Source organism: Massilibacteroides vaginae, assembly GCF_900178525.1.
GTDB lineage: Bacteria > Bacteroidota > Bacteroidia > Bacteroidales > Tannerellaceae > Massilibacteroides > Massilibacteroides vaginae.
This window is the reverse complement of the sequence record NZ_FXDJ01000009.1, coordinates 1,558,818-1,573,727: the sequence shown is the minus strand read 5'-3', so window position 1 is coordinate 1,573,727 and position 14,910 is coordinate 1,558,818. Positions and strand designations below refer to the sequence as shown.

At 37.9% G+C, this 14,910-nt stretch carries 11 protein-coding genes; all 11 read left to right on the top strand.

The genetic code is table 11. The annotated features are described in order from the left end of the window. The first annotated feature begins 21 nt into the window (after positions 1–21). The 11 genes from B9Y81_RS15005 (at position 22) to B9Y81_RS14955 (ending at position 14,908) form a co-directional block, all read left to right on the top strand. Entirely contained in the window at positions 22–1,491 is a 1,470-nt protein-coding gene (locus B9Y81_RS15005) for a RagB/SusD family nutrient uptake outer membrane protein (protein WP_085537705.1), read from the top strand. 66 nt (positions 1,492–1,557) lie between these two features. Then, a complete protein-coding gene (locus tag B9Y81_RS15000; protein ID WP_085537704.1) occupies positions 1,558–2,988 on the top strand; it encodes a glycoside hydrolase 5 family protein in 1,431 nt (476 codons plus the stop codon). A gap of 35 nt (positions 2,989–3,023) precedes the next feature. Next, positions 3,024–5,849, top strand: coding sequence for a glycoside hydrolase family 2 protein (locus B9Y81_RS14995; RefSeq protein ID WP_085537703.1), 2,826 nt, complete (start codon positions 3,024–3,026; stop codon positions 5,847–5,849). Next, positions 5,836–7,080 (top strand): MFS transporter, encoded by a 1,245-nt coding sequence (locus B9Y81_RS14990; RefSeq protein ID WP_085537702.1) that lies wholly within the window; start codon positions 5,836–5,838, stop codon positions 7,078–7,080. Before B9Y81_RS14995 ends, B9Y81_RS14990 begins: the two co-directional genes overlap by 14 nt. Before the next feature lie 19 nt (positions 7,081–7,099). Next, positions 7,100–8,503, top strand: coding sequence for an endo-1,4-beta-xylanase (locus tag B9Y81_RS14985; protein ID WP_085537701.1), 1,404 nt, complete (start codon positions 7,100–7,102; stop codon positions 8,501–8,503). 4 nt (positions 8,504–8,507) lie between these two features. Continuing rightward, on the top strand, positions 8,508–10,058 hold the full coding sequence (locus tag B9Y81_RS14980) for an endo-1,4-beta-xylanase (protein ID WP_085537700.1): 1,551 nt from the start codon (positions 8,508–8,510) through the stop codon (positions 10,056–10,058). 6 nt (positions 10,059–10,064) lie between these two features. Next, positions 10,065–11,255, top strand: a complete 1,191-nt coding sequence (locus B9Y81_RS14975) for an enolase C-terminal domain-like protein (protein ID WP_085537699.1) — start codon at positions 10,065–10,067, stop codon at positions 11,253–11,255. A gap of 55 nt (positions 11,256–11,310) precedes the next feature. After that, positions 11,311–12,063 (top strand): IclR family transcriptional regulator, encoded by a 753-nt coding sequence (locus B9Y81_RS14970; RefSeq protein WP_085537698.1) that lies wholly within the window; start codon positions 11,311–11,313, stop codon positions 12,061–12,063. Positions 12,064–12,085: 22 nt separating this feature from the next. Beyond that, positions 12,086–12,859 (top strand): SDR family NAD(P)-dependent oxidoreductase, encoded by a 774-nt coding sequence (locus tag B9Y81_RS14965; RefSeq protein ID WP_085537697.1) that lies wholly within the window; start codon positions 12,086–12,088, stop codon positions 12,857–12,859. An 11-nt stretch (positions 12,860–12,870) separates the two neighbouring features. After that, entirely contained in the window at positions 12,871–13,614 is a 744-nt protein-coding gene (locus B9Y81_RS14960; protein ID WP_085537696.1) for an RraA family protein, read from the top strand. Between the two features lie 244 nt (positions 13,615–13,858). Then, complete coding sequence (locus B9Y81_RS14955; protein ID WP_085537695.1) at positions 13,859–14,908, top strand: lactonase family protein; 1,050 nt, start codon at positions 13,859–13,861, stop codon at positions 14,906–14,908. Positions 14,909–14,910: the final 2 nt, after the last annotated feature.

Sequence of the window (14,910 nt, the reverse complement as noted above, 5' to 3'; positions counted from 1 at the left end):
ATTTTAACAATTAGATAAATTATGAACAAAATAACATCTATAATCACATTAACAACCGGGATACTGCTGTTTACAGCATGTCAAGATTGGCTAGAAGAAAAACCTAAAGCGATTGCTGCTGAAACCTTTTATAACACTGTTGCAGAAGCAGATGCAGCTGTAATGGCTCCTATTAGCAGGTTAAGAGAAACAGGAGGATTCGGAAGAGATATTCATTCATTAATGGAATGTTTTTCCGACTATCAATATGGGAGAGGAAGTTGGGAAGATGGTAGCAAATATGCCGGATTAAATCCAACAAACAGGGGAAGAACTGATGGTATCTGGACTACCTTTTACAGGGCTATCCGCGATTGCAATATTCCTATTTCGCGCTTATCGGGAGCAACCGGACTGAGTGACACACAAAAGTCAAGCTATATTGGGGAATTAAAGTTTTTGCGTGCCTTAAGCTATTATAATTTGGTTCAATTCTGGAATGATATTCCTTTACGAACAGAGGAAAACATGTCCGAATGGGACTTGGGTAAAAGTTCTGCGGAGGAGGTGCATAATCTTATTAAAACTGATCTGGAATATGCCATAGCTAATGCCCCGGATGTTCCTAGATTGATTGGAACACCTGGAAAAAACGCGGCGAAATGTTTATTAGCCGAATTCCATGCTTACATAGGGAATTATTCTGAAACAGAACGACTAACAGAAGAAGTTATTAATAGTGGAACTTATTCTTTAGTAACCGTAACGACATCCAGAGATTTCGCAAAAATATTTGGTCCTGATGTAATAAATACTACAGAGGAGATATTTTACTTTAAATCTTCACGGACAAATAATATGGGCTGGGAGTTTCCTATGATGTGCGCTCATCCAGGAGCTACAATAGACGGAAAGAAAATGCATGGTGGGGGAGGTTGGTATGGTTTATATACAACAACATCCAACAAACTCATTTCGGAATGGGATGTTAAAGATCTCAGAAAAGAATACAATCTACTACATTATGATTTTGGTTTGGGGGACAATACATATCTATCGACTAAATTTTATGATTCAGAGGCTACAGGAGCTGGTGCAGCAAATGTCTCTAATCCCTTAATTCGTTACGCTGATATATTGCTTTTATATGCAGAAGCCGCGACACAAACAGCAGGTTCACCCACTGAAGAAGCGATGGAAAAGCTAAATATGGTTCATAGAAGAGCTTATGGATATTCACCAACGACAGTTTCCCCTGTCGATTTCAAGTTAGAACATTACAATACCAAAGAAAAATTTTTGAACTTATTGGTTCAAGAACAGGCTTATGAAAATTACAATGAGGGGAAACGTTGGCAGTTTCTTGTACGGTTAGGTATTGCGAAAGAGGTTATTAAAAAAACAAAAGGAATAGATATTGCCGATAAACATTTTCTATTTCCAATACCAACTACTGAGTTTGATTATAATAAAGGATTAGATCCGATAAAAGATCAGAATCCGGGATATTAATAAATAATTAAGAATTGGCAGTTGATTATTTAACAACTGCCAATTCTAATAAAGATTAACTATACCATGAAAGAATTCTTTGTATTACCCTTATTTTCTCTCTTCTTTTTGTTTTCCTGTTCAGAAACAAAAAAAGGAGGCTTTATAAGAGTAAGTTCCTCTAACTCAAGATACTTCGAATATCAGGATGGCAGGGCATACATCCCGATAGGACTAAATATCTGTTGGGAGCGTTTTGAAACAGATGAAGAAAAAATTTTAGCACTATACGAACAACGTTTCCGAATTCTTTCGGAGAACGGAGGCAACTATACAAGAATATGGTTAAGTGCTCCTTTCTTTGAAGTTGAACATACCGCCGAACAAGAGTATGATGAAAGAATAGCACAAAGAATAGATAAGTTATTAACACATGCAGAGAAATATGGTATTAGAGTTAAGTTTTGCTTTGAGAACTTCAGGCAACTAACTAATCAACCAGCCCCTTTCTCTACGTCTGTACCTTTTGACAAACCGATCTATTCAACAGAAAATAAAGGATCGCTCCGATGCATGGAGGAATATTTCAATAGTGACAAAGGAAGACAGTTATTTATTAATAAAGTTAACTTCTTTGCCAAACGTTATACCAATAATCCTATAGTTTTCGGATGGGAATTATGGAATGAGATTAATACAGTAAATATTTCAGGCAACACACAGTGTATATTAGATTGGACGACAGATATGCTTCCATGTGTCAAGTCCGTCTTTCCAAATCATTTAGTTATGCAGAGTTTAGGTAGCTTCGATAATCTAAAGGGAATCGACACCTATCGCTCTTTTATGACAATCCCAACTAACGAAATAGCGCAAGTACATCGCTATTTAGATCCTGGAGCTTCATGGGATATTTGTCGTGTCGCCATGGATACATTAGCATCAAACGCAGTTACAGAAATCCGAAGCATTGTTGCAGACAAACCTGTGCTATTATCAGAAGTTGGAGCAGTAGAAGCAAATCACGCAGGACCGTCCAAACTTTATGAGAGAGACACGGATGGAATTTTACTTCATGATCTCCTTTTTGCCCCTTACTTCTCAGGAGCTGCCGGGCCAGGACAAAGCTGGCATTGGGATTATTATATTGAAAAAAATAATCTCTGGTGGCATTTTGGGCGATTTACAGAAGCAATAAAGAACACTGACCCAGTGAGAGAAAATTATCACCCTTTTTACTTACAAATAGATAATATACGAATTTATGGTTTGAATGGGCAATCCAATACTCTACTCTGGTGCAGAGATGCCCTTTCTGATTGGAGTACAGAATTAGTAGAACAAAAAGCTCCCGAAAACAGAAAGTTAATATTGTCTTTAAGTCGAATCGGACTGGATTCTTATTCTTCTATACGACTATATAATCCATGGGCAAACAACTGGTCAGATCAAATTCCAGAGAACGGATTAATCAACTTTGATTTTAAACGTTCTGTAGTTGTTCGAATTGATAAATAAGGGTATTAAACCAGATTCTCAATATTCAAAAGATCATGAAACAAACATCAATCATATTATTACTATATTTTATCGGATATTCCCTTTTTTCTCCCTCAAACATTACAGCTCAGGAGAAAACTGCAGGATTAGAATTCCCCTATTATGTTTTTCCCAGATCAGGGAATCAACATATTGATATCTCTGCCGACTGGCAACTTGGCTCTAAAGAAAATCCAATAATCTCGCTTTCAGAGCTAAGTAATATTGAATGGATCAACGTCGAATATCCTACGTCTGTACAAATGGCTCATTTCAAAGCTGGGAAATTAGGCGATCCATATAAAAATCTGAATGCATTGGAACATGAAATGTTAGAGCAAAAAATCTGGTACTATAAAAAAGATTTCACACTTCCTTCTCAAGCAAAAGGAAATAATATTATGTTGAATTTTGACGGTATTGATTATTATGCAAAAGTCTGGTTAAATGGTAAGCTTTTAGGAAATCACTCCGGTATTTTCGGTGGGCCTGTCCTTGATATCAGTAATGACGTCCAATATGGAGTAAGCAATTCACTGATAGTTGAAGTAATCTCCGCAAATTTTCAAAAACAGGATTTTAATCCTCATAAACCTGGCACTGTTGTAAAAGGTTGGTTCCTTACCGGAGGTAGTGCTATGGAGCCATACTTTAACTTGGGGCTATGGCGTAATGTGCGAATTGAAATTCTTCCTGTTTATCATATCGAACGACCTTTCTTGTTTACAAAAACAATTGATAATGGAAAAGCAACAATAGGATTTACCATGGAGATATTCTCCGGAACAAACTCACGAGATTATCAACTACATCCATGGCATAGCACACAGATATCAAACTTTAGCTTTCCTAAACAAGCTCCTCAAAATATAAAAGTAAAAGATAATCTTTCTGTTTCTGTTGAATTTATCGATAACAATAAAGTAGCTTATGTAAAAGAATTCTCTCCCTATGTCATAGAAGGACGTTGCTTTATGGAAGAAGAGTTCATTTTAGATAATCCTAAACTTTGGTATCCCAATGGACTGGGAGAACAAAAACTTTATCAGACACGAATTACGCTTAAGGTTAACAATCAACCTGTCGATAAAATAGAGTTGAACTTTGGAATCCGGATAATTGAGCAAGAACGAACAGCAGGTGTACGCACCGGAGACAGATGGCAAAGTTGGCAGTTTGTTGCGAATGGCAAAAAATTCTTCGTTAAGGGTATCAACTGGATGCCAGTTGACGCACTATATGATTTAACTGCCGATAAATACGATTGGGCTATTCGTATGGCTAAAAATGCTGGTATTCAAATGTTTCGCATCTGGGGTAGTGCGTTATTAGAGAGTAAAGAATTTTACGATGCCTGCGACAAATATGGTATTCTTGTTTGGCAGGACTTCAACATCGCCAATTTCGACACTCCAGATTGGCCGCAAGATGTCTGGGAAGCACAGGTTTGCCAGAATATTTTCCGGCTTCGCAATCGAACCTCTTTAGCAGTTTGGTGTGGAGGAAATGAGTTCAATCCTTATTCATATGGCAATGCTGCAACTCTTGGGATTTTAGAACGTAACATAAACATCTTTGACCCCACTCGCTGTTTCCTCCGTACCTCTCCTGACGCAGGATCATTCCATTCTTATCCGGACTTTGACCCTGCTTGGTATAAAGGATTTGATTTAATTCCTTACGTTGCAGAAACTGGAGTCCATTGTATTACTGATGCAAAAAACATCCGTGAAGTGGTCAATCCTGACGAACTAAATAATCTAAGTGGCATGTATGAGAAAGAGTTCGTTACAAATCATCCGGAATTTGTTCTTCATTTTGCGGAATACAATCCGGAACGTGTCCCTCGTATGTTAAGTCGTGCATCTCATATTGATGATATGTCAAAACCGACAATCGAAGCAATTGCCGAAGCTACTCAAATTGGCGCAGGAGAATTTTATCAAGTAATGTCTGAAGGATTCCAAAGTAATTATCCGGTAACATCCGGTCTAATGCCTTGGGTCTACAAACGTCCCTGGCCGGTAGTAGCGGCAATTAATCTAGTTGATGGGTTTGGTCATCCTTCTGCAACATATTATTTTCTAAAACGAACCTACAATCCCATCCGTGTTATGATTGATATAAAACGTTTATTATGGGCTCCGGGTGAAGTTTTTCCAGTAGAAGCTAAAGTCTTAAATGGAGTAAATCAACGAGGGTTTACGGGGAAAATCAAAGTGAAAATTTTGGACGATAAGTTTAAAGAACTCTGGAAACATGAGAGCCCCATTCATGTTAGTGCAGGAACATCTGTTTCCGGCACAGAGCTAGGCTCTTTCCATATTCCAGATAATTATAAAGAAAAGTATTTCTTCGCTATTGCGACTTTATATGATGAATCTGGCCAAAAGATATCTCAGTCTGATTATTGGCCAAGGACAATAAAACAAATGGAAGATACGGCTTTCTATCAGAAGTTCAGCAATGAACCTATGCCTTGGCCTACCTTAGAATTTGGACCTTGGATTAAGCCTTCAGTAGCTCAATCAAAAACATCAATCAAAGTTTCAAACGTAAAACTAGAATCGTTTACAAATCAACAAGGTATATTGTCATTTAAAATAGAGAATACGGGAAAAATCCCGTCTTTCATGACGCAGATTGAACTGGAAGGAGTGAAAAGAATATTCTTTGCAACTGATAATTTTTTCTGGCTTGAACCTGGGCAGTCGCAAAAAATAACAATGGATATAAAATTAAGAGAAAGTAAGCCTAGCAAGTCCTTTAACCTGACAGTTACATCTTGGAATACAAAAACAACAATTATAAAAATCAATATTCATAATGAAGATATTTAAATTAGACTACAAATGGAGATTGGTTATCATCCTTTGGGTTGCCTATTTCCTGAATCAGGGAGATCGACAGATATTTAATGTTGTTATTCCATTAATTAAAGAGGATCTTCTGATATCTGATGTTCAGATAGGTCTGGTTGCTACTCTTTTTACTTTATTCTATGGTATTATGGTTCCTATCGCTGGTTTTGCGGGAGACCTGTTCCGACGAAAATGGATTATTTTTTTCAGTTTACTGATTTTTAGTGTAGGCACATTGTTTACCGGATTTGCAAACGGGATCATTTTATTAGTCGTTTTCCGAAGTATAGCTACAGGTGGTGGAGAGGCCTTTTATTATCCTGCTGCGACATCACTAATAGGTCAGTTTCATCAAAAAACTCGTGCTATGGCCATGTCTATACATCAAACTTCTCTTTATACCGGTATTGTTGCCAGTGGTTTTATTGCCGGATATATCGGGGAGAATTATGGTTGGAGGATGGCTTTTTTGTCGTTCGGCCTTATCGGGGTTATTTGGGCATTTGTTGCCCTGTGGGGTATTAAAGATACACCTATGCCTAAAAAAGAAACAAATACACATGATAAGAATCCTCGTTTTACAGAAATCATTAAAGCTATATTTTCCAGAAAAACAGTCTACTTTCTAAGTCTAGCTTTTGGATGTATGTGTTTTGTCAATGTCGGCTATTTAACATGGATGCCTACTTTTTTACATGAAAAATTTAATATGTCTCTTTCCTCAGCTGGATTACATTCTACATTATATCATTTCTTATTTGCATTTTTCGGCGTGATGGTTGGCGCGCGAATCTCTGATAAATTAGCTCTTAAGCGTAAACAGATACGTATGGAGATAGAAATACTCGGTTTATTACTAGGAGCTCCGTTTATTTATTGGATGGGCTTTACTGATGACAAACTATGGTGTTATATCGCAATGGGGTTATTTGGCATATTCAGAGGGATTTACGACTCTAACTTATTTGCCGCATTATTTGATGTGATAGAGCCGCGATACCGGGCATCTTCTATGGGCATTATGCTTGCTTTCGCCTTTATTATCGGAGCATTAGCACCAGTAATACTAGGACAGATCAAAACTATTGCAGGGCTAGAGGTAGGTTTTATTTTATTAGCAGGAGCCTATCTTCTAGGGGCAATATTAGTGTTCCTTGGGCTAAAGTTCTTCTTCAATGAGAACTATTATGATGAAAAAGTAAATAATTAAATACACAAATATCACTATCATGAAGACTTTTACAATTATCTTCTTTAGCGTTCTTTTCTGTGTAGCTGCAGAAGCACAACAAACCTTTCCCAAAAGCGCAAAAGAAGACAAAGACCAAATTATGGGGAGTACTTATTGGGAATTATGGAATCCCCAACTACAATTACAGATCGATGAGAATATTGAAAAACATAGAAAAGCCGATGGAGAAATTCTGTTGAAAGATCTTTCACCCGGTGCAAATGTCAAAATTGAACAAACATCGCATGACTTTTTATTTGGATCACATATTTTCAACTTCGATCAATTGGGCGCAGATGATTTAAATAAGAAATATAAAGACCTATACGGGACATTGTTTAATTCAGCAACAATCGCCTTTTATTGGAAAACATTTGAACCTGAGGCTGGCAAGCCACGCTATAAAACAAAAGACATCGATGCGCCGTCTTACTGGAATCAGTTAACTGAGCCATGGAAAGAATTCCACTGGAGACGACCAGCACCAGAGAAAATCATTGAATTCTGTGAAGCAAAAGGAATAGAAATGCATGGACACCCTCTAATTTGGGGAAACACAAAATGGAATCATCCTGAGTGGGTATCCAAAGATCCAGACAAAGTTGATGAGATGGAATGCTTATTCGAAAAAAGAATTAACGAAATAACAACCTATTATAAAGATCGAATTCCTAGTTGGGATATTGTTAATGAAAGCGTAGATCCAACACTTGGTAAACCTCGCTATGGAGTAATTCCGGAAGATTACACTTACAAATCGTTCAAAACCGCTGAAAAAAAATTCCCTTCTACAGTTACATTCAACATAAATGACTCATGGAGAGAAGTCTATCCGCCATTCATCAAAGATTTAATCGACAGAGGAGCCAAGATAGATGTAATCGGTTTACAGATGCATATTTTTTCAAATGAAGAATGTCTACGTATAGCTGAAGGAGAAAATGTAATTGCAAATGGCACCTCATGGCAACCCAAAAGTGTGATTAGTTATTTAGAAAAACTTGATAAATTTAAACGCCCTATCCATTTAAGTGAAATAACCATACCTGCTCCGGGTAAAGACGAAAAGGCTGAAAAGATTCAGGCAATAATGGCGCAAAACATATATCGTCTCTGGTTTTCATGGCCAAGTATATTCCGGATCACTTGGTGGAATGTAGTTGATGATTGTGGAGCAGAAGGTGAACCTACAACATCTGGCTTATTTAACAGACAAATGCAACCTAAACCGTCATTCTATGCATTAAACAATCTCGTTAATAATGAATGGAAAACAAACATTACGGTTAAAAGTGATAAAACAGGTAAGATAAAGTTCCGTGGTTTCAAGGGTAATTATCGAATTACATGGAAGGATAAAGAAGGAAAAACACAAACAAAAGAATACTATTTAAACAATTAACATCATGAGAAACACACTAAGTATACTAATCGCGTTGTTGTTTTCTGGGGCATTGCAAGCACAACATTCATTCCCCAAAAGCGAGAAAGAAGACAAAGACAAAACGATGAGTAGTGCCTACTGGAAGATTTGGAATCCTCAGGTACAGGCACAGATTGATAAGGATATTGAGAAAAACAGGAAAGCAGATGGAAAAATTTCATTAACCGATTTTGCTACTGACTCAGAAGTTAAGATCGAACAGATTTCACATGAATTTATCTTCGGCGCACATATTTTCAACTTCAATCAGTTAGGCAAAACGGAATATAACGAAAAGTATAAAGAGCTATATGGCACTCTATTTAATTCTGCAACTATAGCTTTCTATTGGAGGGTATTTGAAATGCAGACCAATCGTCCACGCTTTAAAGAAGAATATTGGGATACGGAAGCATATTGGAATAATGTAGCGGAACCTAAAAAAGAGCCGCATTGGCGTCGTCCGGCAACGGATCCTGTTGTGGAATTTTGCGAAAGTAAAAATATTCGTATGCATGGACATCCGTTGATCTGGGGTAACAGAAAATGGCACAATCCAAACTGGTTGATACAAAACTTAATGACTGATGAAGAAAAAGCTAAGATGAATAAGTTGATTCTTGAATACGGAAATGTAGAAAACTATTTAGATAGCGAGAAATATTCAGAAGAATATAATCAGATGACTGCCGTTCAATTAGAAGAGATGTTCCCCTATTTCACAACGACACTGAAATCCCGGTTTGAAAAACGGATCGTTGATATAGCAAACTATTACGGAGATCGCATTCATAGCTGGGATGTTGTTAACGAAAGTGCGACAGATCATCAGAGAGGTTTATTGATACCCGGAAGTACAATTGCAAAGAGCATCTATGGAATTATGCCAGGCGACTATACTTATGAAGCCTTTAAGGTAGCAACCAAGGCTTTTCCTGAAAATGTTCTTTTAAACATTAATGACTACAATCTGAGTCAAAGTTATACCGATCAAACAAAAGACTTACTAGATAGAAATTGCAAGGTCGATATTATGGGTTCACAAATGCACCTATTCAATCCACAGCAATGCCTTGACATTGCCGCAGGGAAAGAGATACAAACTCCTGACCATATCTGGGGATGGGATAAACGTTTGAGTGAAGCGAAACTTCCTATTCATTTAAGTGAGATAACAATCACAGCACCGGGAAACGATGAAAAAGGAAGACAAATTCAAGCTATTATAACACAGAATCTATACCGTCTATGGTTCAGTTTAGAATATATGATGGGTATCACCTGGTGGAATGTTGTAGATGATTGTGGAGCCCCTGGCGAACCTTCTATCTCTGGTATATTCACTCGGGAAATGGTTGCAAAACCAGCTTATTATGCCCTTAATAATCTGATCAACAACGAGTGGAAAACAACCCTCACTACTAAACCAAATAAGGATGGTGAGATTCAATTCCGTGGATTTAAGGGTAACTATCGTATAACATGGAAGGATAAGACAGGAAACACACAGATTAAAGAGTATTATTTAAAATAAGAAAAAATGAAAATTATTGACATGAAAGTCCGTACTGTAGCAATTCCTATGAATTGTATGTTACGGCATAACACGGGAGTACATCCGGGTTATTTGATGAGGACGATTCTGGAGCTGATCACTGATGAAGGGATTGTAGGACTTGGTGAAGTTGGTGGAGGAGATCAACGTGGTGCGTTATTGAAGTTGAAACCACGACTTATCGGCATGAATCCGTTCGATCTGGAAGCTATTAAGTTGAAAGTATTAAGGAGTATTTATTATCTATCAAACTCACGCCTTTATGGAGCAATTGAAATCGCGTGTCTGGATATACAGGGTAAGGCTTGTAACGTACCGATGCATCAATTGTTGGGCGGTAAATTGCGTGACTCTATTCCTATGATAGCCTATCTGTTTTGGAGATATGATCGCCCCGGTGGGGGACATGATAAATGCGCAGAAGACATGGCTGATCTTTGTGTAGAACTAAACGATACTTTAGGAGTTCAGGCGATGAAACTGAAAGCGGGTGTTATGGATCCGATGGAAGAGATACGTGTATTACAATTATGCAGAGAACGCCTTGGGGATGACTTTGGATTGCGTATTGATCCCAACGGCGTATGGAGCGTTGCTACCGCTGTAAAAGCCGGACAGAGAATGGAAGAACTCGAACTTCAATATTTCGAAGATCCCTCATGGGGAATAGAAGGCATGAGAGCTGTACGTCAACAAATCAGAATTCCTTTAGCAACTAATATGTATCCGAATAAATTTGATGATCTAGGACCATCTATCCGTCAGGATGCGATTGACATTATTCTCACGGACCTGCATTATTGGGAAGGTCCGAAGGGAGTGAAAGATCTAACTGCAGTATGTCGCACATTCAATCTTGGTGTAGCGATGCACTCAGGAGCTGAATTTGGAGTTGAACTGGCAGCCATGTTGCATACAGCATCTACAATCCCGGCAATGACTATGCCTGGAGATGCCCATTATCATTATCTGGAAGACGATATAATTGTAGGTGGGAAACTGAAATATGAAAACGGCGGAATTAAAGTTCCTGAAGGTCCAGGATTAGGAGTCGAACTTGATGAAGATAAAATGGCTAAATACGAGCGTTATTACGAAGAGAAAGGTGATTATTATGCCAAGTTCCATCAAGACCCGTATAATGAAGACTGGTATCCAATAGTAGGAGGAATATGATTTTCAAAATAAATATTCTTATTACTTTTAAAGAACAATTCTTACATCCATAATTATGATACAAGTAATACACAGAGCTTTTGATATTTTGGAATATTGCTCAAAACATCCGGAACAAGTCCATTCACTAACAGAAATAGCTGATGCAACAAAGTTAAACCACGCTACATGCGCCAATATCTTGAAAACATTAGTAGCACGAAACTACATCGAGCAGATGGGTTATAAGAAAGGGTATCGTCTGGGTAGTATGGCTTATTATTTGACAGGCAATTTCTCTTCGCGAACAAGTCTGACTAAATTAGCTAAACCGATAATGAAAGAGCTCTGTGAATTACTCAATGAGACCGTGATCATCGCGATATACAACAAGCATAGTCATAAACGTATCATTTTACATACGGAATATACGGATCACGAGCTTCAAGTCAGATCAAATAAAGAGAAGAATGCTTACGATACCTCTACCGGAAGATTACTCTTAGCCTATCTAAACAGAAATGATCAGGAGATGATTGTAAATAAATTCGGCATTCCTTCTCCTATCATATGGAAAGAAGCTTCGACACGAGAATCTTTTTTTTCAGAACTAGAGAAAATTAAAAACGAAGGGATTGCTTATCAGACAGCCTTATCGCACATTGTCGGTATTTCAGTCCCTATATTTTATGACAACCAAGTAATAGGCAGCTTAGGAATATATCTTCCTGACTTCAGGTTTGTGGGAGATTTAAAAAGAATGGTGGTCCAAAAGCTGATCGATTCGGCACATTCTTTATCAGAACAGTTGAATAACGCCGGATCATAACAATAAATAAACAGAAAAAAATATGAGTATAAAGAATTTATTCGACTTATCTTCAAAAACGGCTTTAGTCACAGGAGGAGGGCAGGGCATCGGAAGAGCTATTGCCCTAGCTTTAGCCGAATACGGAGCAAATATTATTATAAACTACAGAAGCAACGCTGTACTTGCAGAAGAAACAGCTCGTTTAGTCAGGGCATATGGTGTGCAATGTTGGCTATGGCCGCTTGACCTGATAGAAGACAATATCACAGAGAAGTTCAATGAATTTATTTCAGCGAATAACTGCAAAGTAGATATACTTATCGCCAATGCATCTGTACAATTCCGTAAACCCTGGAATGAAGTAACAAGTGATGAGTTTGCAGCACAGATAAACGTAAATTTGCGCTCCACCCTCAACCTCATTCAAGGAGTAGTCCCCTACATGAAAGAACAGAAATGGGGAAGGATATTAAATATTGGATCAGTACAACAGACTAGTCCTCACAAAGATATGTGTATCTATGCCGCATCCAAATCCGGACTTGTCAACCTTGTAAAAAATTTAGCTGTACAACTAGCTCCTTTTGGAATAAATGTCAACAATCTGGCTCCGGGAGTTATTTCTACTGCACGCAACGAAACTGCGTTAGCAAATCCTGAATACAGAAAAACTGTATTACAAAAAATACCACTAGGACATGCCGGACATCCTATAGATTGTGCAGCATTGTCATTGCTTCTAAGTTCTGACGCAGGAAGATACATTACAGGTGGAGATTTTTACGTTGACGGAGGAATGAGTTTGTTTAACTAATAATAAAAATCATGAGTGTAGATCAATTCAAAAAAGAAATCGGGATGATGAATCTGGAGAAACTAATTGAAACCAGGGAGTATATTTCAAAAGCAAAATTTCCAATTCCAGACAAAGAGTTACTAAGTCGTTTCGAACAACTATATACTGGAGCAGTAAACGATGTATTAAGAGAATTTTGTTTCTTGAATCAAGCATTTCCCGGCCATATACTTCCTTTGAGAGAATACGATACAGTAGCTGGATTTGCTTTTACAGTTAAGAGTAGCCCGAATGTATTAATCACCGGAGAAATGGATTTCAGATCACAGATGCTTGATGAGATGGGGGAAGATTCCTTTGTGATCTGGGATACGAACAAGGACGAAAAAGCTACATTATGGGGTGGTGTAATGACCGCTACTGCTAAAGGTAAGAAAGTAAGAGCTGCCTGTATAGACGGAGGTATACGGGATACACATCAGATTATTTCAGCAGACTTTCCTTTATTTTACAAATATCGTATATCCAATGGCAGCCTTGGGCGCTGTCTGATAACACACTATCAAGTACCAATACTTATCGGAGAAGCACTTGTACGCCCGGGCGATATTATTATAGGTGATATAGACGGTGTTTTAGTGGTTCCACGTGATGTGGCGTATGATGTCCTTATCCGGGCAGAAGAAATAAGAGAAAACGAAAAAAAAATCTTCAGTTGGGTTCATGAAGGACAAAGCATACAAGAAATAAAAGAAAAAGGAGGATATTTCTAAATAAAGGAATTAAACTCTGATCATCATTTATCATTAATAAATTTGACAGTTTCTTTTGCCATTTGAAACACCTCAAAAGACAAAAGAAACTGTCGAAAAATAATAACAGATTTATCATCTGTTTATCTAACTTGAAATTATTTAAGGGAAAGACACTTTTAACTCTATTTTTAATCATACAAAAATATTCGGTAAAGACTTTATGCTTATTTTCACAGGAAAATAAAACATAAAACAACACGATATGAAAGAAGCGATCATGATTTATTTATTGATAGGAACATATAGCCCGGAGGATAAGGCGGGTATTTTCGTTTATGATTTGAATACGGAAACAGGAAACACGGAATTTGTAAGCAGTACACCCGGATTGGCAAATCCTTCTTATCTGGCGATATCTTCAGATGAGAAGTTTGTTTACGCGGTAAGTGAAAGTGGTGAAACTTCTTCGGCAGCGGCTTTTGAGTTTAATAAAGAGAAAGGAGAGCTGACGAAGATCAATAAGCAACAGACCCAAAGTCCGGGACCTTGTTATATTCTGACGGATACGGAACGCAATTTTGCTATGACCGCGAATTATACAGGAGGAAGCGTCAGTGTGTTTCCTATAGACAACGACGGGTCTTTAAAGCCGGTATCACAATTACTGAACTTCTTTCCGGAATCTCACCTTCACATGGCTATCACCTCACCTGATAAACGTTATATTTTTGCAACCGACTTAGGTAAGGATAGGATATACAAATTTGATGTTATGGCTGACCCTTCCGGTAAAGTTCTAACCAAAGGAGAGCCGGAATTCTTTGCCGTTCCGAAAGGAGCCGGACCGCGTCACATGGTGTTCCATCCGAATGGAAAGTTTTTCTATTGCATCAACGAGCTGGACGGTACGGTTTCCGGCTTTGTTTATACAGCCGGTCAACTTACAAATTTTCAACACATTGCTTCCGACACAGTTGAACATGAAGGAACCAAAGGTAGTGCTGATATCCATATTACTCCTGACGGCAAGTTTCTATACGCTTCCAATCGTCTGAAAAATGATGGTCTTGCGATTTTTAAGATCAATGAACAAACAGGCGAACTTTCGTCTGTCGGGTATCAGCAAACCGGTATTCATCCTCGTAGTTTTATTATCACACCCAATGGCAAATTTCTTTTGGTTGCGAATCAACAAAGCAATTTGATACAGGTATTCCATATCGATTCAAATACAGGCTTGCTGACAGACACAAAGCAGGATATTACAACAATTGAGAAACCTGTTTGTCTGAAGTTCATTACATCCAAGTAAAT